This window comes from Phormidium tenue FACHB-1052, assembly GCF_014696675.1.
GTDB lineage: Bacteria > Cyanobacteriota > Cyanobacteriia > Phormidesmidales > Phormidesmidaceae > Nodosilinea > Nodosilinea tenuis_A.
Map to the genome: position 1 here is coordinate 1 of NZ_JACJQN010000019.1, position 23,003 is coordinate 23,003.

Here is a 23,003-nt window from a genome sequence, read left to right on the forward strand (position 1 = left end):
CCCAGTTGCCGATACAAACCGCGTTGCGCATACACCGTTGGCGTGAGCAGGTCGTTCAGCCGGGCTTTGACTGCTTCGTTCTCCACATACGGTTGGTTGCGTGGACGAACGTGATCTCGATGGCTGGCGCTGCGAGTCATGGCACTATATCCAAAAGGCCCTTGACGGTTAGCCTAGCGTCTTAAATTGTCACCGTTGGGTAGGGGGTGTAGGGTTCACGGCGGCCCCTTGCACCCTACACCCCATACCTCCACCCTTTTTCTAAGCTGACCACGCTTCCCGAAAGTCGGCATAGAGGGTGAGTCCGCCATCAATATAGAGGGTCTGCCCAGTGATGTAGGCGGCTTCGTCAGAGGCCAGAAACGCTACAGCAGCGGCCATTTCTTCGCTGGTGCCCGCTCGCCCCATGGGAATATGGCTCTCGACCTCGGCTTTTTTGGCAGAGTCGTCAGTCCAGTCATCGTTGATCGGGGTAACGGTGGCTCCGGGGCCGATGCCGTTGACGCGAATGCCCTTGGCCGCATATTCCAAAGCCAGGGTGCGGGTCATGTTGCCCATGCCCCCCTTGCTGATGGAGTAGCTGAGGTACTGGGGTCGGGGAATGATTTCGTGCACGCTAGAAATATTGATCACGCTGCCAGGGCGATCGCTGGCCAGCAGGTGCTTAATGGTTTCGCGAGCGCAGAGGTAGGCCCCCCGCAAGTTAACCCCCAGCACCCAATCAAAACTGTCGGACTCTAGCGCCTCTGAGGGACTGTCGGCCTGAACGCCAGCATTGTTCACCAGAATGTCGAGCTGGCCAAAGTGCTCGATGGTCTGCTGTACCAGGGCGATCGCATCGGCCTCCTTTGAGACATCACCCTTGAGCAGCAGTGCCTTAACACCACAGTTCTCTACATCGGCGCAGGCTTTCTCCATAGCCTGGCGGCGAGTGTCTTCGGCGGCGTCGGGGTTGCTGCGGTAGTTGATCACGATGTTGCAGCCTTCCTCGGCTAGGCGAATGGCGATCGCCTGGCCAATGCCCGACGAAGCGCCGGTGATCAGCGCGGTTTTGCCGACGAGTCCTTTCATGGGTTAGCTCCGGAGAATAGATGGTTGGCAGGTAACGGGGCGGGCTGCGGCCTGGGTCAGGCGAGGGGATACATCCCTACAATGGATGCGGTGAGCATACTAAAGGGCTGATTTTTGGTATATCCCCCTAGGAGGGTATATCCACCTCTCAGCATGGCGATTGAATATTAAGGAGTCGTTAACCATGTACGTATTGATTGGCGGCGCTGGCATGCTGGGCCTAGATTTGGCCAAAACCCTGTTGGCAGAAGGGCACACCGTGGCCGTGGTCGACACTGACCCGCTGGCCTGCCAATACGCCCGCGAAAAGATTGGCGTCATGGCCTTTGAGGGCAGCGCTGTAAATACCACCACCCTGCTAGAGGCGGGCATTCGCAAGGCCGACGCGGTGATCGCGGCCCTGCCGGAGGATGCGCTGAATCTAGCGATCGTCACCCTGTCGAAGCACTACGGGGTGCCCCAGACGGTAGTGCGGATGAGCGATCGCGACTTTGCCGAGCCCTACCAACTAGCTGGGGCCACCCACACCGTCAGCACCACCGAACTCACCATCAACCGCATTGTCAGCGCGATCGAATATCCCCAGGTGGAAGCGATGATGCACTTCGAGCAGGGCCAGGTAGAAGTGCTCAAGCTGCCCATTCCCCAGCAGTGCACCATCGTCGGGCGTACCGTGGCTGAAATTGCCCAAGATACTCGCTTCCCAACGGGCACGTTGATTATTGGCTACCAGGCCCACCCCCACGAAGATTTAACCATTCCCAACGGCAGCACGGTGCTGGAGAGCGGCTCCACCATTCTGGCGGTGACCAAGCCCGGTCTGGTGCGACAGATGCTCGACTTCATGGGGCTCTGCGCCTGAGGGCTGAGGGTTAGCGGCGATCTAGCCAGCGCCACAAAGGGAGGAGGTTTTTATTGGTGACTGGCGACAGCTATCCGCCAGTTCGCTACCCCAATCTTGGCTACAGGCGGTCAGTATTGGCTTAAGCACACTGGCCAACACTATATTTAGTAACCCTTGCTACCGGGGTGGGTTCAGGCAGATTATTTTTGGCAAATCTTGACGCATTTGGGCTCAACGCCGGGTACGAGCTTTAAGCCAGCACACCGATGATAGCCGTAGAGCACACCGCACAGCAGCCCCCGCTGCGAGGTTATATCTATGAAAATTCAGCGAGTCTATTGTCCCCGCTGTGACGCTTGGTTTGAATGGGTTGATGCCGATGTCACCCCCGATGACGTCGGTGCCTTAGTCGGCGGTTTGCTAGGGGGCCTAGCGACCCCGATCCTGGCCAGTGGCGGAGGACTAGCCCTGGTGAGCGGCTTGCCGGGTACGCTCTTGGGCTTGGTGCTGGGTGGGGCGCTAGGCCATTTAGCGGGGCGAACTGTTCAGCCCGAGGGGTCGCCCTGTCCGTGCTGCGACTCTAGAACTCACCCGCAAAGGTATAACTCGGCTCCCCGCCCTGACGCCGAAACTGCACCCGAGGGCTGGCGGTGTCAGGCTGAAGGGTTTGGCAGCAGCCTCAGGTGAAATCTAGATTGAGCCGCCCAAAAGGCCAAAATTCAAGCCTGTTGGCCATGGTTCGCTCTTCCATTTCCATTCTTGGAGGTCAGTCATCTTTGAGGGCCAGCAGTTTTTCGTTGAGGGCTCTGACATAGGACTGGCTGGTCGATTCGGAGAGCAATCCCTTGCGTAGGGCGTCATTGACGGCCCCTTTCTCAGCGAGGTAAAGGCGGCGGCGCAGCCCATCGAGGTGGCTTTGGTCTTCGAGGTGGGCATCGTTGAGGGTGCGCTGGTTATAGAACTCGCGCAGGTCGCGATCGGCACTGGCGATCTGGGCTTGGTAGGCGGCGAACAGTTCTTCGTAGAGGTTTTTGGGCAAACTGCCCGATCGCAGCAGGGCGGCTAGCTCTTGCTGCCCTGCTTTGGCGGCAATCAGGTTTAGCTGTAGCGTTTCGAGGCGCTGCTTGGTGGCGGAGGGGGCCGTGAGGCGCAGCCGCTTGACCAACCAGGGCAGGGTTAACCCCTGGCCCACCAGTGACACCAGTACGGTGCTAAACACGAGGGCGACCACCTGCGATCGCCCCGGCAGATCGGCGGGCAAACTCAGCGCCAGGGCCATCGACAGCGACCCCTTAACATTGCCCAAAATCAGCACGTGCTGCCAGCGCAGGGGCAGGGGGCGATCGCAAAAGCCCAGCAGATATAGCAAGGGGTAGGTAGTCAGCACGCGGCCAGTTTGGTAGGCCAGCACCACAAACAGAGCCGCCGGAATAGTTTTTAGTAGCACCCCTGGATCCACCTCAATACCCACCAGCAAAAAGATAAAGGTGTTCACCCCAAAGCCCGCATACTCCCAAAAGTTGAGCAGGGTGACCTTGGTCGAGGCCGAGGTCTGGCGAAAGCCCAGTTCACCAATTACCAGCCCGGCGACCACCACGGCGATCGCGCTCGATACCCCAATCTCGTGGCCAATCTGAAACGTGCCCAGTGACACGGCCACCGTCAGCAAAATATTGCTGAGGGCATCGTCGAGCTGTTGAAATAGCCCCACGCACAGGTAACCCAGGCCTAGGCCTAGCACCCCGCCGCCCACAAAAGCAATAATCATCTGCTGCAACCCTTCCCACACCGTGAACGATCCCTGCCCGTGAACGGTGGTAATAATGCCCAACAGCACCAGGGCCGTGCCGTCGTTAAACAGGCTCTCACCCTCAACAATGGTGGCCAACCGAGGGGGCACAGGCACCGTTCTAAAGGCGGCAATCACCGAAACCGTGTCGGTAATGGTCAAAATCACGCCAATGGCGGCAGCGGTAATCGTCGCCAGCCCCAGCCCCCACTGCAGCAGAGCAGCGGTAATCATCGCCGCCAGCACCACCCCTGGCCCCGCAATCAGGGCAATGGGCTTAATCGTGCTGCGCAACCGGCTGATGTCGGTGTTGATAGCGGCTTCAAAGATCAAAATCGGCAGGAATAGATTCAGAATCACCTCGGCGTTGAGACCTACTGACCCTGGCAGCACCGATGGAGTCAGGCAAAGCCCCGCCAGCACCAGCCCCACCACATAGGGAATACGCAGCCGTCGAGTAATCAGAGCCACCACCGTAGCCACCAGCAGCAGCACAATTAGGGCATTGACCAAGCCGGTAACATCGCTCGTGCTATCTGCTAGAGCCTCCACCCCCGGTGGCGTTTGGGCCAACCACAAACCCATCGCTAACGCTGTACCCATAGGGGCAACTATCCGCAAAACGCCAAAACTCTTTCCCATACTAGGGCTCATCCTGGGGGGCAAGCTCTGTCCTCGCCCGACGCAAACAAAAATTGCGTGGGGCTTTCTCAGTGGGGCTAGGCCGTAAGATATGCCCTAGGGAGATACCCATTTAACCGGGTGTTCCCTATTTGTGGGGTCGCTGGTTACACTGGGTCTAGGCAACTGCCGTGGGGCTTGGGTTAGATTCGGTCAGGGCAGGCTGTTGTTGTCAAGTCGTCTGGGGGTTTTGGAGTTTTGCAGATGAGCGACCAAAATTCGTACGAACTGCTGGGGCTAACCGAAGCCTCAACCTTTGAAGAAATTCAGGCGGCCCGCGATCGCCTGGTCGATCACTATGCCGAAGAGCCCAAGCAACAGGCCGCCGTCGAAGCCGCCTACGATGCCATTTTGATGGAGCGCCTACGCCTGCGCCAAGAGGGCAAAATCAAGGTGCCCGATCGCATTCGCTTTGCCGAAAACGTGCCCGAAACCCCGCCCATTGCTAAAGCCACCCCCTCCCTCCCTCGACCCGACTGGCTAAATGGCCTGGTTGACACCCCCAGTCGCGACGACATTCTCTGGCCCGGCGTGACCTACGCGGGGTTAGGACTGCTTGGTTTTGCTGCGCCGTCGCTATCGCTGGCAGTGGCCATTGGGGCCGCCATCTACTTTCTCAACCGCAAAGAAAACAAATTCTGGCGATCGGTGCTGCTCACCATCGCGGGTCTAGCCGTTGGTCTGGCCCTCGGCCTAACCGTCGGGCAGCTGCTGATTCCTCAGGGAGCGCAGTTTGCCTGGGCCACCCCCGATGCGATCGCAGCCGCAGTCACCTGCCTAGCCTTGTGGACGATCAGCAGCTTCCTACGCTAGCTGCCTGGAGAGTGTTACGGGTTTAAGGTCTCAGGTCTTTCCAGGTCTCAGGTATAAGATGCAAGGCTCAGGCTTAGCCCCATACCCTGCATCCCCCGATATTCTCTGTCATTTCCCTCCAACATGCTCCTAGGCGAGGCTGCCTCGCTTCATCTGTTCGCGCTCAATGGCCTCAAACAAGGCCCGAAAGTTGCGCTCCCCAAACCCCTGGGCCTGGGCCAGATCGCCGTTCACCCGCACTACCTGCCGCTGAATCAGCTCAAAAAAGACGGTGGGAATGCTTAAAAAGGGCTGAGTAAAGGTTTGCAGCAGGCGAGCTTGGGGCAGGCAAGGATCCCAATCCACCAAGATTTGCAGTCGAGCAATGGCGGCTTCGCGTTGGCTGAGCCAGTCTGACGACATATCGCCCTGGCTTTTGTAACCGGGACGTTGCCCTAGGGCTTCGTAATAGCTCTGGGGCACCGGCAAAAAGCTCACGCCGCCACGGCGCAGTTGCTCTACCGTATGGACAATGTCCTCGGTGTGCAGCGCCACGTGCTGAATGCCGCCGCCCCGGTTGTAGTCGAGAAATTCTTGCACCTGGGAGTTGGCGGTGGTCGGTTCATTAATGGGGAGCTGGGCACTACCTTGGGGATGGGCCAACACCTGGCTCCGCAGGCCCGATCGCGAAGTGTCAATGGCAAACTGCTGCCGGGGTTGAAAGCCCAGCTGACTGGCGTACCAAGCCACTGCCTGGGACAGTTCTCCCATGGGTACGTTGACTACGGCGTGGTCAATCGCTGTCACTAAGCTGCTGGGGTAAGCCAACGGTTGGCGATCGCTGGGGGCAATACCCGGCACCCAAGCCTCTCCCTGCCAGGATTCTACCAAGGTGTGACTCAAGGAACCCCAGCCTTGAATCTGCCCCCAGCGCCCACGTCCCCAGGCGTCGGTTTGGCTCGGCTGCATGACTTTGCCCCCCGCTGCCGTCACCTGCCGCAGCGTTTGAGCAAGGTCAGTCACCCGAAAGGCAATATCGCCAATGCCCGGCGGATGGTGTTGCAGGTACTGAGCCACGGTCGAGGGTGCAGCCACAATCAGCAGGGGCACCTGCCCCAGGTAGACCAGAGCCCTATCTGGGGCAGGTTGCGCTGGATGTAGGCCCGATGGCCCCACCCAAACCCCTCCCCAGGCATGGACAAACCAGTCGCGCCAGGGGGCCACCTCATCCACGTAAAAACTCAGATGGTTGAACTCCATAGGGCTATGTCACCGTGCTGATCCCGCTGTTATTGGAGCACAAACCTACCCCTTCAAGCCCTACCCCTGAGAATATTTTCGTTTAGCTCCTTAATATCCTGCTGTTTTGAATAGCTTTTCTACAGCTTCAAGGACTTGCTTCATCTAGGATTCCTTCCTGCCTAATTCCTCAAGCTTGGATCCCTCAGTTCGACCACAGTTAGCCTGGGCCCTTGACAGCTTTTTTCCTGTAGCCGCCCGTTGCTCTGCCTAACCAGCCGGGTTTCCTGCTACGGCGACCACCTGATCTTGGTTTTCGGCGGTGTAGCTGTTGGGGGGGTAGCGATCGATGTGACGAAAGAGGGCAATCGGCTTTTGCACGCGGCAGGTGTAAAACTCGACAATAATCTCGGCATCCTGGCGGAGCACCACTTTGGGCGAAAAGTCTTCGGGAATTTTGGTGCGCCACTGCCACGGAATTTGCTGGGGAGGTGCGGTCACAAAGCGATGGTGTACCCAGCGGGCGTAGCGGTTGAAGCGGCCAAACTCTCGCACTTCCCGAGTAAAAATTGAGGCGGCGAGAAACGACGCCAGCGAGCCATCGCCGTCGATACCGGCCATCAGGTTGGGCAGGGCTCCCATCGGTCTGGGCACCTGGTCGGGGGCCGTCACTTTGCTGATGGCCTCGTCGAGATATTCTGTGGTGCCGAGCAGGCCAGGGAGGGCAACGGTTGAGCCCATGCCGCCGTTGGCGTCTTGGCGCAGGTAGGTCACCAGGCGGATGCCAGGGCGCATCCACAGGCCGGGCAGCTTGACGAGCGCCTCGGCGGGGTCAAGGGTGCTGACAAACCAGCGCCCCTCAGCATTGGGGGCCGGAATGTTGTCCTCGGGCATATCCCCAACGCGAAATAGGTCACCGAGGGCGTTGAGGGAGTCGGGGAGGGGGCCGTCGTCGTCGTCTTGCCCACTGAGCTGACCCGGCTGTTGTTCGTGGGGGGGAAGCACCAGAGTTTCGCGAATAAACTGGCTAACTTTTTGAACCGTAGCTAGGGGATATCTTTGAAACGACATGGATCACCGGGGCGGTGGCTAGGGAGGAGGCGATGGAACTGGCTGGAACTCTGCACCGTTTATAGGTTAAGGATGCCCTGAGGATACCCCTTACCCCCAGCGCTGGAGGGCAGGCATGCCGAAATCAGGAACATTTCTACACTTGAAATAGGCGTTTGGGCACCTCCACCCAGGCGTTTTGGCGGTGGGACTGATGGGCTAAATCCATCAGGTGCTGCGATCGCACCCCATCTGCAATCGACGGCTCGGTGGCATGGCCCCGGTCAATATCATTGACCCAGTGGTTGATGACGCGCACAAAGGGGGCAATGCGGCCATCGCTGTAGGTGGTGGGAAACTGAAGGCGATCGGGAACCTGTAGTTCTGCCAGGGCTGCACCGCCTTGACTGCCCCAGAGCTTGAAGCCGTGAACGTAGTCGGTGAGGTTGTCGCTGCCCAGCACCAGGGTGCCACCGTCACCGTAGACCTCGACCCAGTGGCCCCGCCCAGCGTAGGTGACGGAACTAATCGCCACCTGGCAGGGGGCACCGCTGGCCAAATCGAGCATCAAACTACAGGTGTCGTCGGCATCTACTAGCTGAAGTTCCCCAGTCGGGTCGGGCCGCTGGGGAATGGCGGTGCTGAGGCGGGCGCTGAGCCGCTGGATGGGGCCAAATAGCCAGGTGATGTAGTCAAAGCTGTGGGAGGCAAAGGCCCCCAGGGCACCGCCCCCCTGGTCGCGCTGCGAGTACCAGTTCCAGGGGCGACTGGGGTCGGCGCGGCCCGGCACCGTCCAGGTGAGGTTGACGAAGCGCAGGTTGCCGACGTAGCCCTCGGCCAGCAGCTCGGACAGCCGCTGCCAGGCGGGCACAAAGCGGAACTCAAAGTCCATGGTGGCGATGAGGTTGCGATCGCGCGCCAGCTCAGCAATTTCCTCGGCCTCGGCCCCGGAGAGCGCCGTAGGCTTCTCCAGCAGCAGGTGTTTGCCCGCCTCAAGCACGGTTTTGGCCTGGGAGTAGTGCAGAAAGGGCGGGGTGGCGACGGTCACCGCCTGCACCTGGGGTAGAGCCACGATCGCCTCAACGCTGTCGCAGGCGTGGGGAATGCCGTGGTCGGCGGCGATCGCCTGTGCTTTGGCCAGATCGCGGTGATACACCGCGACTACCTCGGTGCGGTGGTGGGCCTGCAACCCCGGAATGTGAACCTTCAGGCCAAAGCCAGTGCCCACCACCGCCACCTGAATCGGAGTTTCTGCCATAGCGACCTCATCTGTGCCCTTAATCAATGCCGATATCAATGCAGGGGGCGGGCTAGATAGCCAATGCCCTACCCCAGAGTAAGGGGCGAGCTGCGATCGCTACAATTAAACTGAGCAGTTTAGTTCTGGCCAAAATCTAAAAAGTTTTTATGCAGGTTCCCTTAATTGGTAAGGTGCGTCGTCCACTGGTGTGGCTGTTGGCCGGGCTGGCTGCTGCTGCTGTGGTGGCAGGCTCGGTGGGGTTTGGGGTTTGGCGCAGTCGCCAGACTGCTTACGATGTCGAGGACTTTACAACCTCGGCGGCGATCGAGCCCTTGACGGTGCGGGTGGCGGCCAGCGGCACGGTGAGGCCAGTGCAGACAGTGAACCTCAGCCCTGAGAATGCCGGAATTTTAGAAGAACTCTTTGTGGAGCAGGGCGATCGCGTCGAGCAGGGCCAGATCATCGCCCGCATGAAAAGCCGCGACACCGCTACCCAGGTGGCCCAGAACCAGGCCGCTGTGGCCGAGGCCGAAGCCGCTCTAGCCGAGTTGCGCCAGGGTAGCCGCCCCGACGAAATTACCCAGGCCGAGGCGACCGTTGAGGCCAACCGCGCCCAGGTGCGTGACGCCCAAGCGCGACTCGATCTCGCCACCAGCGATCTGGCCCGCCGCCAGCAGCTGTTTGATCGGGGGGCCGTGGCAGCCACCGACCTCGACACCGCCGCCCGCGAGCAGCGCAGCGCCCAGGCATCCCTAGAGCAGGCCCAGGCCCGCGTCACCGAGTCGCAGCGGCGGGTAGATGACCTGCGCAGCGGGCCGCGACAGGAGGCGATCGCCCAGGCCGAAGCCCGTCTGGCCCAGGCCCGCGCCCAGCTCAACGGGGCCCAGATTCGCCAGGATGAAACCCTGATTCGCGCTCCCTTTGGCGGCATTGTCACCCAAAAGTTTGCCACCGAGGGCGCGTTTGTCACCCCGACCACTTCGGCCTCCGAGCTGTCGTCGGCCACCTCGACGGCGATCGTGGCCCTGGCCGAAGATTTGGAGGTGCTGGCTGAGGTGCCCGAAGCCGATATTGCTCTAATCGAGCCGGGGCAGACGGTAGAAGTGGTGGCCGACGCCTTCCCCGAGCAGACCTTTGCCGGTCGGGTCAAGCTGGTGGCCCCCGAGGCGATCGAACGCCAGAGCGTTACCCTGTTTCAGGTGCGCATTGAGCTGATCGACGGCAAAGATATTCTGCGATCGAACATGAATGTCAACGTGAATTTTGTCGGCGATCAACTAGCTGATGCTCTAGTAGTGCCGACGGTGGCGGTTGTGACCCAGGCTGGGGAGAGTGGCGTGCTGGTGCCCGGTGATGACCGCGATATCGTGTTTCAACCCGTGACCCTAGGGCCGCAGGTGGGCGATCAAATTCAAATTTTGGATGGCATTGAGGCGGGCGATCGCGTCTTTGTCGATCTGCCCCCCGGCAAATCCCTCGAAAATATCACCGTCCGCCAAGATCAGTAGCAAGCTGCCAAGTGCTCCAGCCCCGTAGATTAGGATGCCTCTGATGACTACTCAAGTCTCCTTGTCAGTACCTGCTCCATCGCCGACAGAGCAAGCCCTGATTCTGCCGGGCCGCTATCCTTGGAGCCATTTCAAAGGTCTTCAAAATTGGGCTGACCAGACGCCTGGCCTCAAAATTACCTACTTGGATGGCGCGATTGAACTCATGACGGCTGGCAAACCCCATGAGCGCATCAAAAAGTTAATGGCCATCTTGATCGAGGCCTACTGCTTTGAGCGAGGCATTCGCTTCTTTCCCCTAGGAAATGCCACCTGTGAAGCTGAGGAAAAAGGGGCCTCCTTCAACCCCGATGAATCTTACTGTTTTGAAATTGATAAAGACTATCCCGACCTGGGAATTGAGGTGGTTTTTACTAGCGGTGGCCTCGACAAACTGGAGAAGTATCGCCGGTTTAACGTGGCGGAAGTCTGGTTTTGGCAGCGCAATTGCCTTGCAATTTACCACTTCATGTCTCCTGCTGCCGATGCCTCGGCCTATCAGCTTGCCGATCGCAGCCATTGGCTTCCTGATCTCGATATTGCGCTGCTAGAACGCTGTGTTCAGCTAGAAGAAGCCGGAGAAGCCCGGTCTCAATTCTTAGCTGCTTTAAGAGCAAATCCCTAAGCAAATTTTCCCTATGAACCTGCAAGAAAGCCTGACGATGGCGACCAAGACCCTGGCGGCCAACCGTCTCCGCAGCGCCCTCACCATGCTGGGCATTATCATCGGCAATGCCTCGGTGATTACGATGGTGGGCCTGGGCGAGGGGGCGCAGCGGTTTGTCAACGCCCAGCTCGAAACCCTGGGGCCAAACGTGCTGTTTGTGGTGCCGGGCAGCCGCGAAACTCGCGAGCTGGGCTCGCTGGAGGTGCCGCGCACGCTGGTATTGGCTGATGCAGAGGCGATCGCCCAGCAGGTGCCCTCGGTGAGCGCCGTGGCGGCTGAGTCGAGCGGTCGCCAGCTCGTCACCTATCGCAACCGCAACGCCAACGTCAACACAGTGGGCATTAGCCCCGACTTTTTGACCGTGCGCAGCTTTGAGGTGGCCAGCGGTCGATTTATCAGCGATCTGGACATGACTCGCCGGGCTCAGGTGGCGGTGGTGGGCGACACCCTGCGAGAGCGTTTGTTTGACGACGAATCAGCCCTGGGGCGGCAGATTCGCGTTGGCGGCGTCACCTTCGACGTGGTTGGGGTGCTAGAGAAAAAGGGCTCTAACCTGGGCCTCGACTATGACGACGCGGTGATGGTGCCGCTGACTACCAAGGATAGCCGCCTGGCGGGGGGCGAGCGCTCGCCCTACGGCATCGAAGTTTCGTTTATTACCGTGTCGGCCCGCGATCGCGAGAGCATGGCCACCGCCGAGTTTCAGATCACCAACCTGCTGCGCCTGCGCCACAACATTCGCGACGAAGACGATTTCTACATCAGCAGTCAAGACTCGCTGCTCACCATCGCCAACACGATTACCGGGGCGCTGACCCTGATGCTGGCCGCGATCGCCGGGATTTCTCTCTTTGTCGGCGGCATCGGCATTATGAACATCATGCTGGTGTCGGTGCGCGAGCGCACTCAGGAGATCGGCTTGAGAAAGGCGATTGGGGCCTCCCAGGGCGATATTTTGGGCCAGTTTTTAATTGAGGCGATCATTCTGTCGATCGCGGGGGGCATGATTGGCACCGCCGTGGGGGTGAGCGGTATTTTGCTGATTGGGGTACTCACTCCTTTCGAAGCCGGAATTTCCGGGGGGGCGATTTTGCTGACGGTGACCGTTTCGGGCGGTATCGGCCTGTTCTTTGGCGTTTTCCCAGCGCGTCAGGCGGCTAAACTGGATCCGATTGTGGCCTTGAGAACAGCTTAATGGGGAGTGCCACTGCGGATAACGATATGGCATTTGAACTCGATCACCTGTTTATTTGCACCGAGCCCGACGCCCCTGCCGCTGAACAGCTGCTCCAGTTTGGGTTAGTGGAGGGCAGAGCCAACGTGCATGCCGGTCAGGGCACGGCTAACCGCTGCTTTTTCTTCCACAACCTGATGCTGGAGCTGCTGTGGGTGCACAATGCTGCTGAAGCACAGTCTGACGTTACCCGCCCCACTTATCTATGGGCGCGCTGGGCTGGGCGATCGCAGAATGCCTGTCCGTTTGGGGTGTGCTTGCGCCCCATTGAAGGTCAAGTTCATGAAGCTCTGCCCTTCCCCACTTGGAACTACCAGCCCGCTTACTTTCCGGGGGGCGTAGCCATACCTGTAGCGACCAATGTATCGGTGCTGAGCGAGCCGATGCTATTTTATCTGCCCTTTGCCAAGCGCCAGGATAGCTACCCTGAAGCCAAGGCACAACCCCTTGATCATGCCTTTGGGGGGCGCGAGGTGACGCGGGTTAGTCTTACCTTGACCCAACCGCCGCCGCGATCGGCGGAACTAGAGGCGATCGCCGCCACCAACTTAATCGCCATTCAAACCGGCCCCGCCTATCTAATGGAACTCGGCTTTGATGGCGAGACCCAGGCCCAGCACCACGACTTTCGCCCCGCCCTACCGCTGATCGTCCATTGGTAACTCAAGCATGAATCTTCGTACCGCCATCGAAGCCGATTTACCGGCCCTGGCCACCCTATTTAGAGAAACGGTGCTAGTCAACGGCCCGCAGCACTACAGTCCTGCCCAAGTCGAGGCCTGGGCCGCCGTCGATGCCGCCAGCCCTCGGTTTCACCAGTTCATCCTAGGGGTTACCACCTATGTGGCCGAGGATGATGATACCGCCATCCTCGGCTTTGCGGGTATTGACGACAACGGCTATGTGGCTTCTACCTACGTGCGCCACGACCGCCTGCACCAAGGCGTGGGCTCGCTGCTGCTGCAGGCGGTGCTCGCCCATGCCCAGGAGAAGCACATCCAGCGCCTCTACTCCGAGGCCAGCGAGTTTAGCCTGGGGCTATTCCAAAAATTTGGCTTTAGCCAGTACGACACTGAAGTGGTCGATCGCAACGGGGTGCAGTTTACGCGGTACTTGGTAGAGCGGGTGTTGGTCTAGGGTGGGGAGTAGGGAGTAGGGGGTAGGGGGTTAGGACTGCTCCGTACCCCCTACCCCCCACCCCCTACCCCTTGCTTACTTCCTAGCCACTCCATCCACCCGTGCCGCGTGCTTGACCGCTGAGGCGACCGCCGCCGCCACGCGCTCGTCGAACACCGAGGGAATGATGTGCTCGCGATCGATCTGGTGGGGGCTGACCAGGGCCGCGATCGCGTAGGCCGCCTCCAGATACATCGATGGCGTAATCTCCTGCGCCCTGCAATCCAGGGCACCGCGCAGCACCCCCGGAAAGGCCAGCACATTGTTGATCTGGTTGGGGTAGTCGCTACGGCCCGTGGCCATCACCGCCACCTTGCCCGCCACCAGCTCGGGCTGAATTTCGGGGATGGGGTTGGCCATGGCAAATACGATCGGGTCAGGAGCCATCGAGGCCACCATCTCCACCGATACGACCCCCGGTGCGCTGACGCCCAGGAAGATATCGGCCCCCACCATGGCGTCGGCCAGGGTGCCCGATGCAGCTATGGCAAACTCTAGTTTTTGAGGGTTCAAGTCATCGCGACTGGTGGACAGAATGCCTTTTGAGTCGCACAGCACAATGGCGGTGGCTCCAGCCTTTTGCAGCAGCTTGGCGATCGCCACCCCCGCTGCCCCAGCCCCGTTAATTACCACCTTGACCTGGGTGAGGGATTTGTTCACCAGCTTGAGCGCGTTGATCAGCGCCGCCAGGGTGACGATGGCGGTGCCGTGCTGGTCGTCGTGGAAGACGGGAATATCTAGCTCTTGGCGCAGGCGAGCCTCGATCTCAAAGCAGCGGGGGGCGCTGATGTCTTCGAGGTTGACGCCGCCAAAGACGGGGGCCAGCTGCTTCACGGCGGTGACGATCGCGTCGGTATCCTGGGTGTCCAGGCAGATCGGGAAGGCATCCAGTCCAGCAAATTTCTTAAACAGCAGTGCCTTACCCTCCATCACCGGCAGGGCGGCGGCGGGGCCAAGATTTCCTAGGCCCAGCACGGCGCTGCCGTCGGTGACGATCGCCACCGTGTTGCCTTTGATGGTGAGGTCAAAGACGCGATCGGGGTGCTCGGCAATTTCGACGCACACCCGCCCCACGCCGGGGGTGTAGGCCATGGCCAGGTCATCCTGGTTGTGCAGCTCTAGCTTGCTCTCGACGCTGATCTTGCCGCCCTCGTGGATCTTAAAGGTGCGATCGCAGATCTCCAAGATCTCGATATCTTCAACGGTTTTGACCGCCGCGATGATGTCTTCGGCATGGGCCTCGCTAGACGCATCGACGTGCAGCACGCGCACCAGGTCGTGGCGGCTGCGGCTAATCAGCTCAAAATCGCCCAGGTTGCCCCCCGCTTCGGCGATCGCTTGGGTAATGCGCGCCAGCATGCCCGTTTTATTCGGAATTTTGAGCCGTAGACTGAGACTATAACTGGGGTTAGGGGTAAGAGTTGCCATGCCAAAACCTTTGGGCGATCGCCAGCGAAACAAGACTGCTGTCTTGAGGGAATATTAAGACCAGCTCCCTAGTTTAGGCGACTAAGTCACTCCCGTCTGTGTCTCCCCAGTGTGTGTGAAGATAGCAGTAGCGTCTGTTACCTATGCACGGTTCTGGCGTTCGGTTCTTTGGCCACCCCCTCACCGCCATGCCCAGTCTCTATAGCGAAGTCACCATCAACGCCCCCCGATTTGCCGTCTGGGATGCCCTCGTTCGCAAAGAAGAGTGGCACCGTTGGAATACCTTTCTCTACGACTGCGACCCCAACCTGCCCATCCGCCCCGGTGGCGAAATTTTCCTCGCCCTGCGCCGCCTTGAGGGCGAAGACGAAACCGAGTTTCAGCCCCGCATCGTCGTGGTGCAGCCCAACCACTGCCTGCGGTGGATTGCTAAAGGCCCCGGCTTTAAGAGCGAGCACGTGTTTGAACTCGAAGATGTCGGCCCCAACCGCACTAAATATATCCACCAGGAGCGCATTTCTGGCCTGCTTTCCCAGGTGTTTTTGCCCTTCATTCGCCGCGACGAAAAGGAGGGCATTCGCCGCATGGCCCGCCAGATCAAGCGCTACGTCGAGCACCACTACCGGCGGCAGTGGTGACGGCTACAGGGGTGGATGGGTGGATGGGTAGATGGGTGGGTGGGTGTTGTATGCCTCAGCGATCTACTCTCCAGATTGGAGCTTGATCTTGGCTGCAAGCGACCTTTAGGACGAGGCCAAGAGTTTAGAGTTGCGATTGAAGGCCGCGCGATCAGAGCGGACGGGGCGATCGCTACGCAATGGATGGGGTTCGCCCACCAAAATCACCGAGCCGGTCAGCTGATCGACCAGGGAGGTAGTCTGCGAGCCCACGGTCAGCCCATTGCCGACGCGACGGCGCTGGAGGCGCAGCATCACCACGTCAAACTGCGACGCCGTTTTGACAATGGTAGACACCACGTTGTCCCCTGGCATCAGGCGAATGTCGATGTCGATATCGGCGGCGGGAAAGCGATTGACCAGCAGCTCTAGCTGCTTGGCCAACCGGCTGCGCTGAAGTTCTGAAGCTCGCGAACTGTGGACGTGCAGCAGGGTGATTTTGGCCTGATAGGTGCTGGCTAGCACCTGGGCAAAGCGCAGGGTGCGGAGGTTAGCGGGGGAGGGGTTCTCAATCGGCAGCAAAATGGTTTTGCAGGTCGTCGGCGAATCGAGCAGGCGGGCCACCACCACCGGGCAGTGGGCCGACCACAAAATATTGTCTTGAATATTGCTGAATAGTCGGGCACCGAGCCGCGATCGCTGCCCCATGCCCAGCAAAATCAGGTTGGCATTTTCCTCCCGGCTGAGGTGAGAAATGCCCTGGGCCACGTTGTAGTCAATTCTCAATTTGGGGTCAATTTCGGCTTCTAGGGCGGCGCTAATGGCTTGGGTGGCCTCTAGTCGCTGGCGGCTGTGGGCGATCGCCCGAGCTAGCTGCGGCGAATCCATTTGGGGCTGGGCCAGGGCGATCGCCAGGGGAATCACCCGCCCGTTTTCGTGGCGGGCGACCGCCGCCGCCAGCTCGATCAGCCAGCGCTCGGTGTTGGGGTTGTAGATTGGCACCACCACCGTAAACGATTCTGGAATGTCGCTGGGAGCAGGCAACCAATCAAAGGTTTCGGTTTCTCCCAAAGTGTCTACAGCGATTAGCTGTTGACCGGCCCTGGTGGTGACCAGCGGGCCTAAAATAGCCGTCACCAGCATCAGCAGAATAACGCTGTTGAACACCTGGGAGTTGATAATTTCCGCTTCGTAGCCCACCAGTGCCGCCGCCAAAGTCGCCGCCACCTGCGGAATCGACAGCGACCACATCGTCCAGGTTTCAGGCCAACTATAGCCATAGAGCATGCGGGCACCGAGAGAGGCCAGCCCCTTGGTGAGCAACAGCATGCCGACAATGATCAAGGGCAACTCAATCGATCGCAGAATATCGCCAAAGGCATTCAAATCGAGCAGCAGCCCCATGGCCACAAAAAACATCGGAATAAATAAAACGCTGCCCAAAAATTCTGTTTTTTCTTTGACTGGGCCATCGCCAATCACGCTGTTGATGGCCAGCCCTGCCAGAAAGGCACCAATGATGCTCTCTACCCCAATTAGCTGTGCTCCTAAGGCGCAGAGAAACACCGAGAGCATGACAAACAGAAACTGATTGCCTTCGTCTTTACCAGTTTTGCTGAAGAAAAACCTACCGAGCTGTTTGAGCCCCACTAAGACTGCGATCGTATACAGAATCAGTGACCCCAACAGCGTAGCCAGCTTAAGCGCTGAAAAGTCTCCCTGGTTGATACCTAGGCAAATGGCCAGCACCAGCAGCGACCCAATATCGGTAAAAATTGTCGCCCCAACGGTGACCGTTACCGCTTCGTTATTGACAATGCCAAACCGCTGCACGATGGGGTAGGCCAGCAGCGTGTGAGAGGCTAGCAGCGAGCCAATTAACACCGCCGCCAGCCAGCCAAAGTTAAAGAATAAACCAACCGCAATACCACCCAGCATCGGAATTGCAAAGGTCAGCATGCCAAAGCCGAGGGAGCGATCGCGTGTTTTTTGAAATAGGGCCATGTCGATCTCAAGACCGGCCACAAACATGAGATAGATTTTGCCGATTTCTGAAAACAGCTTCATGATGTCAGTGTCGGCATTGAGCCAGCCCAAGCCGCTGCTACCAAATAACACCCCAGCTAGCAATAGTCCGATCAGTCCGGGTAGTTTGAACCGTTCAAAAATGGGCGGCGTGATCAACACAATCGCCAGCAACAGCACAAATGTTGTAATCGGTTCCTTTAACGTTTCGGAGACAGGTTCTACTAAAAAGAGAAACATAGTGCGGCCCTTGGCATAAAGAGAGCCAGGACGGTTAAGACCTGGCTATGGGGGTTGCTTAATATTGACTTTGATGAAGTCGGCTCTCCTAAGGGTCGTACTCCTGGGTTCAGTCTGTCTCTCTGTCCAAAGAAAGAACTTTGCGCTGCTCTTATCGTGTTGGCTACTGCGCTTAGGGCACATGTAACCATCATTGGCAGAAACTGGGGCAGCGCACTAGTGTCTAGCCATCGCTTCAGGGAGTTGTGCAGGATGTCCCAATCGATCTGGCGATGGCTATAGCTGCCAACGCAAAAGCCGCCCCAGGGTTTAGGACGGCTTTTGCGTTAGCGCTATGGAGGTAGAGACCAGCTTTTACAGAGTCACAGACCTAAGGTCTGTGACTCTCCTAGTCTGGTGGTTACCTCAGCGGCTTAGTAGTCGAAGTCGCCGCCCATGCCAGCGCCAGCGGGAGCGCCTTCTTTGGGCTCGGGCAGATCGACCACGATGCACTCGGTGGTCAGCACCATACCAGCGATGGAGGCCGCGTTCTGCAGGGCAGAGCGGGTCACCTTGGCGGGGTCAACGATACCAGCTTCAAACATGTCAACGTATTCGCCGTTAGCAGCGTTATAGCCGACGTTGAAGTCCTTCTCTTTGACGCGCTCGGCGATCACGGCACCGTTTTGACCGGCGTTCTGGGCAATCCGCATCAGAGGGGCGGCCAGGGCACGAGCCACGATCGCAGCCCCAGTGTGCTCTTCAGCGGTGAGGTTGGCTTCGAGCCACTCGGTCAGGGCTGGTACTAGGTGGGCCAGGGTGGTGCCGCCGCCGGGGACGATGCCTTCTTCAACCGCTGCCTTGGTAGCGTTGATGGCGTCTTCGAGGCGCAGCTTGCGGTCTTTCATCTCGGTTTCGGTGGCGGCACCGACCTTGATTACGGCCACACCGCCGGAGAGTTTGGCCAAACGCTCTTGTAGCTTCTCTTTGTCGTAGGTCGACTCGGTTTCGTCGATCTGGCGACGGATCTGCTCGCAGCGGGCCTTGACATCCTTCTCGTTGCCTTCGGCGACGATGGTGGTGGTGTCTTTGGTGATGGTGAGGCGGCGGGCCTGACCGAGCATGTCGAGCTTGGTGTTGTCGAGCTTGAGGCCGGTGTCTTCAGAGATCACCTGACCGCCGGTGAGGACGGCGATGTCTTCGAGCATGGCTTTGCGGCGATCGCCAAACCCAGGCGCTTTCACAGCGGCCACATTCAGCACACCGCGCAGACGGTTGACCACCAAGGTAGCCAGCGCCTCTTTCTCGATGTCTTCAGCGATGATGATCAGGGGACGACCAGAGCGAGCCACTTGCTCTAGCACGGGCACTAGATCCTGCACCAGGGCAATTTTCTTGTCGGTGATCAGGATGTAGGGCTCGTCCAGCACCGCTTCCATACGCTCGGTGTCGGTGACGAAGTAGGGAGAGACATAGCCCTTGTCAAAGCGCATGCCCTCGGTGACCTCCAGTTCGGTGGTCATCGACTTGCCTTCTTCCAGGGAGATGACGCCTTCGCGGCCCACTTTCTCCATGGCTTCGGCAATCATGGCACCCACTTCTTCGTCGTTACCGGCGGAGATGGAGCCCACCTGAGCGATCGACTTAGAGTCGCCAACGGGGCGGGCGTGCTCAGCAATTTTTTCGACTAGGAAAGCGGTGGCTTTGTCGATGCCGCGCTTGAGGGAAATGGCGTTAGCGCCAGCGGCGACGTTGCGCATGCCTTCTTTGACCATGGCGTGGGCCAGGACGGTGGCGGTGGTGGTACCGTCACCAGCGGCGTCGTTGGTCTTAGAGGCGGCCTGACGAATCAGGGCGACGCCGGTGTTCTCGATGTTGTCTTCGAGTTCAATTTCTTTGGCGATGGTGACGCCGTCATTGACAATCTGGGGTGCGCCAAATTTCTTTTCGAGCACCACGTTGCGACCTTTGGGGCCGAGGGTGACGGCTACGGCCTCGGTCAGAATGTCCATACCGCGTTCGAGGGCACGACGGGCGTTTTCGTTATAAACAATGCGCTTAGCCATAGAATCGATGTTCTCCGGAAAGAAGATAAGAAGTGAATGTGAAAACGTGAAGCGAAGGAAATTGAGGAAATCTAGAACTTAGGAAATTAGCTGAGTAGGCTGGGTGAAGCGATAGCGGAACCCAACGGAACTCACTAGAGGCAATGGCAGATAATGCCTTGCAAATGGCGGAGGTCGTGGTGGGCACTGCCCACCCTACGCAGCCAAAATCCCAAATCTAAAATTGGTTTAGCCAAGCACGGCGAGGATGTCTTTCTCAGACAGCAGCACGAACTCGTCGCCGCCTAGCTTGATGTCGGTACCGGCGTACTTGGAATAGAGCACCTTGTCGCCAATTTTGACTTCCAGCGCTTGACGGGAGCCTTTGTCGTCAGTTTTGCCGGGGCCGACGGCGGTGATTTCACCCACCTGAGGCTTTTCCTTGGCGGTATCAGGTAGCAGAATGCCGCCAGCGGTGGTCTCTTCGGACGCACTTACTTTAATCAAAACTCGATCGGCTAGGGGCTTAACGCTAGACGCCGCCAAAGTGATAGCTGCCATACAATGCTTCTCCGGATTTGCTATTAAGACAGCGCCTGGGGGGAATTACACTCGGCCCCATTCAGACGCATTACACAGTTTTTCGAAGCTTAGCACTCGCAAGCTCCGAGTGCTAATTTACGATGCCAGAGGGGCGATCGCAACAAAGCTCTCTGTACGGGTTCCCGAACTGGGTTGCTCCAGATAGGATTGATCGATGCTTAAACTCAAGGTTTTGCTGCCCATTCTCACCAGCTTTCTGTTTGCGGGCAGCTTTGTGGCGGGCAAATATACGACGGTCGATTTGGGGCCGCTGACTACCTCGCTGCTGCGCTACGTCATTGCTATGGGCGTTCTGGGTCTATTTATTACCCGCAGTGCGCAGCCGATTAAAGCCCTCACCGTCGCCCGCGCCGACTGGGGAGCGATGGCGCTATTGGGTCTATTTGGGGTGGTGGGTTATCACTATTTCTTCTTTAGCAGTCTGCGCTACACGGCGACGGCCAACACCGCCATCATCAACGCCTTTAACCCGGTGGTGACGGGGGTGATGGCAGCGCTGTTTATTGGCGAACGGCTGACCCGTCGCCAGTATGGCGGCATTGTGCTGGCGCTGCTGGGGGTGCTGACCCTGCTGACTCGCGGCAATATCACGACCTTACTCACCTTGGAACTCAACCGGGGCGATGGGCTGATGCTGTGCGCGGTGCTGTGCTGGGTGGTGTATTCCTTAATTATTAAGCAGCTCAGCCAGCGCTATTCGGGGTTGACCATTACCTTCTACGCCGCCGTGGCTGGGGTGGGGCAACTGCTGGTGCTGGCTTCGCTAGAGCGCTGGTGGCTACAGTTGGCAACCCTCTCTCTCGCCTCAGCGATCGCCATTCTATATATGGGTGTAGCGGCGTCGGGGGTGGCCTATCTATTGTTTAATCTCAGCATTCAGCAGGTTGGCCCCACCCGCACGGCTAGCGTGGTCTATAGCTTGGTGCCGATCTTTGTGGCGGGGCTGGCCTGGCTGTTTTTTCGAGAACCGCTGACGGCAACGATGGTGGCCAGCATGGGGCTAATTTTGCTGGGTGTAAATGTGGTGCTCAGTCAACCTAAAGTGTGAGCCAGTCAGGTGGGCTATTCGCTACTCTGGGCATAGTTTTTCACTCAACTCACTGCACCCTCTGGAGGCGTTATGGCGTCGCTTTTACCGTCTTTTTTGAATCCGTTTCTTGCTAGTCTCAATCCCCTTGATATTTTGGGCAGCACCGTTTTGGTCAGTGGCTTTGGCGATGATGTGCTCAACGGCGGCACAGAAGACGAAATTTTAGTAGGCCTCTGGGGTAATAAACAGCTGTTTGGGGCCGAAGGCAACGATTGGCTTTTAGGTGGCCTGGGCAATGATGTTTTCGATGGAGGTTTGGGCAATAACCAGTTCTTTACCGGGCCAGGGCAGGATACTGTGGTGCTTAAAAACGATGGCCGGGTCGATACGGTGGCGGATTTTACCCCCGGCGTCGATCGCTTCTTGCTGCCAGGGGGCTTGAGTTTTGGGCAGATTGCGATCGCCCAGCAGGGGGCCAATACAACCCTGCGCTACCTAAACCAGTCAGAACCCAGCGTCATTCTGCTCAATGTGGCCGCGGCCAGTCTGACGCCTGAGAGTTTTGAAACCCAGGCGCTGGTGCCTAGCTTTAACGGCCTGACGATCTTTGGCGATAGCCTGTCAGACCCCGGCAACCTGTTTGAGCTGACGGGCTTTTTTCCGCCCCTTCCCTATTCTGAGGGCCGGTTTTCTAACGGCGATCTCTGGGTTGATTATTTAGTGGATGACCTGAGGTTTGAGCCTAGCCAGGTGCAAAACTTTGCCGTGGGGGGAGCCACTACGGGCCGAGACAATGGCCTCGACCCCTTGATTAGCTCTCTTACAAGTACAGAGGTTAATCTACCGGGCTTGCTCGACGAAGTCGATAGCTATCTGGGCAGCCTGGGCAGTGGTTCTGCCAATCCCAATGGCCTCTATGTGGTGTGGGCTGGGGCCAACGATCTGTTTAATCTGCCCAGCGATCCCGCTGCGATTCCAGCTTTTTTGGCCAATTCGGTGCAGAATATTGCCACGGCGATTAGCAGCCTGGCGGCGCGGGGGGCTGATACATTCTTGGTGCCTAACCTGCCCAACCTGGGCCTGACGCCCCGCACCCTGGGCGATGGCACTAGCCAGCAGGCGACGGCCCTGAGCCTAGGATTTAATACGGGCTTAGCCAATGCGCTGACAGCGCTAGAGCAAACCCTGCCCATCGACATTATCCCGGTCGATCTGTTTGGGCTAACCAACGAAATTATTGGGGCTCCGGCAGAGTTTGGGTTTACCAACGTCACCGACCCGCTATTCACCCAGGGGCTGCTCGACGACCCCGGCTATTTCTGGTGGGATCAGCAGCACCCCACAACCACCGTGCACGAACTGCTGGCGGATGTGTTTCAGACCAGTCTGCTAGAGGCAGGATACTTGCAGCCTGGCGATGGTGCGCTGCCAACGCTGGCAGGCGAAGGGCTGGCACTGTCTGGAGCGATCGCACCCGGTGAAGCTAGAGAAATCGTCAGCGCTGATTGGGAAAGTAGCTGGGCCGCAGATGTCTTCAGTTCAGTTCAGCCTGCGCCAGCGGTGGTTTGACGTAGGCCTGGTAGGGGCGATTGGCCCGGCCACCCTGTGGGAACGCAGCAGCAAAACGCCCGGCAGAGACTTACTCCGCCGGGCATCATTGAGCTAACCCCAGTTGTGAACGATCTGGCTCAGCCGAGGGGATTGAG

General features: G+C 58.7%; 20 protein-coding genes. 11 read left to right on the plus strand and 9 right to left on the minus strand.

The features are described from left to right. Positions 1–261: 261 nt before the first annotated feature. A complete protein-coding gene (locus H6G07_RS21545) occupies positions 262–1,071 on the minus strand; it encodes a glucose 1-dehydrogenase (protein WP_073610258.1) in 810 nt (269 codons plus the stop codon). A 184-nt stretch (positions 1,072–1,255) separates the two neighbouring features. Here H6G07_RS21545 and H6G07_RS21550 point away from each other — a divergent pair, with 184 nt between their 5' ends. Continuing rightward, on the plus strand, positions 1,256–1,933 hold the full coding sequence (locus H6G07_RS21550; protein WP_073610259.1) for a potassium channel family protein: 678 nt from the start codon (positions 1,256–1,258) through the stop codon (positions 1,931–1,933). A gap of 300 nt (positions 1,934–2,233) precedes the next feature. Next, positions 2,234–2,602, plus strand: a complete 369-nt coding sequence (locus H6G07_RS21555; RefSeq protein ID WP_073610260.1) for a hypothetical protein — start codon at positions 2,234–2,236, stop codon at positions 2,600–2,602. Between the two features lie 79 nt (positions 2,603–2,681). Here the strand turns inward: H6G07_RS21555 and H6G07_RS21560 are convergent, their stop codons facing one another. Beyond that, positions 2,682–4,307 (minus strand): cation:proton antiporter, encoded by a 1,626-nt coding sequence (locus H6G07_RS21560; RefSeq protein WP_242026935.1) that lies wholly within the window; start codon positions 4,305–4,307, stop codon positions 2,682–2,684. A gap of 282 nt (positions 4,308–4,589) precedes the next feature. On the opposite strand from H6G07_RS21560, the gene H6G07_RS21565 reads away from it, so the two are divergent. Next, positions 4,590–5,198 carry a CPP1-like family protein gene (locus tag H6G07_RS21565; protein ID WP_073610262.1) on the plus strand — a complete coding sequence of 203 codons (609 nt, stop codon included), beginning with the start codon at positions 4,590–4,592 and terminating at the stop codon, positions 5,196–5,198. Between the two features lie 129 nt (positions 5,199–5,327). Here the strand turns inward: H6G07_RS21565 and H6G07_RS21570 are convergent, their stop codons facing one another. From H6G07_RS21570 to H6G07_RS21580, 3 genes are all read right to left on the minus strand, one after another. Beyond that, positions 5,328–6,437, minus strand: coding sequence for a 4-hydroxyphenylpyruvate dioxygenase family protein (locus H6G07_RS21570; RefSeq protein ID WP_073610263.1), 1,110 nt, complete (start codon positions 6,435–6,437; stop codon positions 5,328–5,330). A 249-nt stretch (positions 6,438–6,686) separates the two neighbouring features. Beyond that, a complete protein-coding gene (locus H6G07_RS21575) occupies positions 6,687–7,487 on the minus strand; it encodes a hypothetical protein (protein ID WP_073610264.1) in 801 nt (266 codons plus the stop codon). Positions 7,488–7,623: 136 nt separating this feature from the next. After that, positions 7,624–8,724, minus strand: a complete 1,101-nt coding sequence (locus H6G07_RS21580) for a Gfo/Idh/MocA family protein (RefSeq protein ID WP_073610358.1) — start codon at positions 8,722–8,724, stop codon at positions 7,624–7,626. A 149-nt stretch (positions 8,725–8,873) separates the two neighbouring features. Here H6G07_RS21580 and H6G07_RS21585 point away from each other — a divergent pair, with 149 nt between their 5' ends. From H6G07_RS21585 to H6G07_RS21605, 5 genes are read left to right on the plus strand one after another with little or no spacing between them, the layout of a single operon-like run. Next, positions 8,874–10,214, plus strand: coding sequence for an efflux RND transporter periplasmic adaptor subunit (locus H6G07_RS21585; protein ID WP_073610265.1), 1,341 nt, complete (start codon positions 8,874–8,876; stop codon positions 10,212–10,214). A 43-nt stretch (positions 10,215–10,257) separates the two neighbouring features. Next, positions 10,258–10,878: a Uma2 family endonuclease gene (locus H6G07_RS21590; RefSeq protein ID WP_073610266.1), complete on the plus strand. Its 621-nt coding sequence runs from the start codon at positions 10,258–10,260 to the stop codon at positions 10,876–10,878. A gap of 13 nt (positions 10,879–10,891) precedes the next feature. Further along, positions 10,892–12,115, plus strand: a complete 1,224-nt coding sequence (locus H6G07_RS21595) for an ABC transporter permease (protein WP_073610267.1) — start codon at positions 10,892–10,894, stop codon at positions 12,113–12,115. Between the two features lie 26 nt (positions 12,116–12,141). Then, positions 12,142–12,816, plus strand: coding sequence for a VOC family protein (locus H6G07_RS21600; protein ID WP_073610359.1), 675 nt, complete (start codon positions 12,142–12,144; stop codon positions 12,814–12,816). Between the two features lie 7 nt (positions 12,817–12,823). After that, complete coding sequence (locus H6G07_RS21605) at positions 12,824–13,291, plus strand: GNAT family N-acetyltransferase (protein ID WP_073610268.1); 468 nt, start codon at positions 12,824–12,826, stop codon at positions 13,289–13,291. 75 nt (positions 13,292–13,366) lie between these two features. Here H6G07_RS21605 and H6G07_RS21610 read toward each other — a convergent pair whose 3' ends face one another. After that, a complete protein-coding gene (locus H6G07_RS21610; RefSeq protein WP_073610360.1) occupies positions 13,367–14,758 on the minus strand; it encodes an NAD-dependent malic enzyme in 1,392 nt (463 codons plus the stop codon). Between the two features lie 143 nt (positions 14,759–14,901). On the opposite strand from H6G07_RS21610, the gene H6G07_RS21615 reads away from it, so the two are divergent. Next, positions 14,902–15,396, plus strand: a complete 495-nt coding sequence (locus tag H6G07_RS21615) for an SRPBCC domain-containing protein (RefSeq protein WP_242026936.1) — start codon at positions 14,902–14,904, stop codon at positions 15,394–15,396. 105 nt (positions 15,397–15,501) lie between these two features. On the opposite strand, the gene H6G07_RS21620 is transcribed toward H6G07_RS21615, so the two are convergent. The 3 genes from H6G07_RS21620 to groES all read right to left on the minus strand — a co-directional run bounded on the left by H6G07_RS21620 (position 15,502) and on the right by groES (position 20,225). Beyond that, positions 15,502–17,640 (minus strand): cation:proton antiporter domain-containing protein, encoded by a 2,139-nt coding sequence (locus H6G07_RS21620; protein WP_073610269.1) that lies wholly within the window; start codon positions 17,638–17,640, stop codon positions 15,502–15,504. Positions 17,641–18,053: 413 nt separating this feature from the next. Then, positions 18,054–19,685: a chaperonin GroEL gene (groL, locus tag H6G07_RS21625; protein ID WP_073610270.1), complete on the minus strand. Its 1,632-nt coding sequence runs from the start codon at positions 19,683–19,685 to the stop codon at positions 18,054–18,056. A gap of 228 nt (positions 19,686–19,913) precedes the next feature. Next, the gene (gene groES / locus H6G07_RS21630) at positions 19,914–20,225 is read right to left on the minus strand and encodes a co-chaperone GroES (RefSeq protein WP_073610271.1); all 312 of its coding nucleotides are present in this window, start codon (positions 20,223–20,225) and stop codon (positions 19,914–19,916) included. Between the two features lie 196 nt (positions 20,226–20,421). On the opposite strand from groES, the gene H6G07_RS21635 reads away from it, so the two are divergent. After that, a complete protein-coding gene (locus H6G07_RS21635; RefSeq protein WP_073610272.1) occupies positions 20,422–21,315 on the plus strand; it encodes a DMT family transporter in 894 nt (297 codons plus the stop codon). 72 nt (positions 21,316–21,387) lie between these two features. Next, positions 21,388–22,866: an SGNH/GDSL hydrolase family protein gene (locus H6G07_RS21640; RefSeq protein WP_073610273.1), complete on the plus strand. Its 1,479-nt coding sequence runs from the start codon at positions 21,388–21,390 to the stop codon at positions 22,864–22,866. Positions 22,867–23,003 lie beyond the last annotated feature (137 nt).

Bases quoted from the DNA above. Each gene is read 5' to 3' on its own strand.
- H6G07_RS21545 (WP_073610258.1), bottom strand. From the start codon at position 1,071: ATGAAAGGACTCGTCGGCAAAACCGCGCTGATCACCGGCGCTTCGTCG.
- H6G07_RS21550 (WP_073610259.1), top strand. From the start codon at position 1,256: ATGTACGTATTGATTGGCGGCGCTGGCATGCTGGGCCTAGATTTGGCC.
- H6G07_RS21555 (WP_073610260.1), top strand. From the start codon at position 2,234: ATGAAAATTCAGCGAGTCTATTGTCCCCGCTGTGACGCTTGGTTTGAA.
- H6G07_RS21560 (WP_242026935.1), bottom strand. From the start codon at position 4,307: ATGGGTACAGCGTTAGCGATGGGTTTGTGGTTGGCCCAAACGCCACCG.
- H6G07_RS21565 (WP_073610262.1), top strand. From the start codon at position 4,590: ATGAGCGACCAAAATTCGTACGAACTGCTGGGGCTAACCGAAGCCTCA.
- H6G07_RS21570 (WP_073610263.1), bottom strand. From the start codon at position 6,437: ATGGAGTTCAACCATCTGAGTTTTTACGTGGATGAGGTGGCCCCCTGG.
- H6G07_RS21575 (WP_073610264.1), bottom strand. From the start codon at position 7,487: ATGTCGTTTCAAAGATATCCCCTAGCTACGGTTCAAAAAGTTAGCCAG.
- H6G07_RS21580 (WP_073610358.1), bottom strand. From the start codon at position 8,724: ATGGCAGAAACTCCGATTCAGGTGGCGGTGGTGGGCACTGGCTTTGGC.
- H6G07_RS21585 (WP_073610265.1), top strand. From the start codon at position 8,874: ATGCAGGTTCCCTTAATTGGTAAGGTGCGTCGTCCACTGGTGTGGCTG.
- H6G07_RS21590 (WP_073610266.1), top strand. From the start codon at position 10,258: ATGACTACTCAAGTCTCCTTGTCAGTACCTGCTCCATCGCCGACAGAG.
- H6G07_RS21595 (WP_073610267.1), top strand. From the start codon at position 10,892: ATGAACCTGCAAGAAAGCCTGACGATGGCGACCAAGACCCTGGCGGCC.
- H6G07_RS21600 (WP_073610359.1), top strand. From the start codon at position 12,142: ATGGCATTTGAACTCGATCACCTGTTTATTTGCACCGAGCCCGACGCC.
- H6G07_RS21605 (WP_073610268.1), top strand. From the start codon at position 12,824: ATGAATCTTCGTACCGCCATCGAAGCCGATTTACCGGCCCTGGCCACC.
- H6G07_RS21610 (WP_073610360.1), bottom strand. From the start codon at position 14,758: ATGGCAACTCTTACCCCTAACCCCAGTTATAGTCTCAGTCTACGGCTC.
- H6G07_RS21615 (WP_242026936.1), top strand. From the start codon at position 14,902: ATGCACGGTTCTGGCGTTCGGTTCTTTGGCCACCCCCTCACCGCCATG.
- H6G07_RS21620 (WP_073610269.1), bottom strand. From the start codon at position 17,640: ATGTTTCTCTTTTTAGTAGAACCTGTCTCCGAAACGTTAAAGGAACCG.
- groL (WP_073610270.1), bottom strand. From the start codon at position 19,685: ATGGCTAAGCGCATTGTTTATAACGAAAACGCCCGTCGTGCCCTCGAA.
- groES (WP_073610271.1), bottom strand. From the start codon at position 20,225: ATGGCAGCTATCACTTTGGCGGCGTCTAGCGTTAAGCCCCTAGCCGAT.
- H6G07_RS21635 (WP_073610272.1), top strand. From the start codon at position 20,422: ATGCTTAAACTCAAGGTTTTGCTGCCCATTCTCACCAGCTTTCTGTTT.
- H6G07_RS21640 (WP_073610273.1), top strand. From the start codon at position 21,388: ATGGCGTCGCTTTTACCGTCTTTTTTGAATCCGTTTCTTGCTAGTCTC.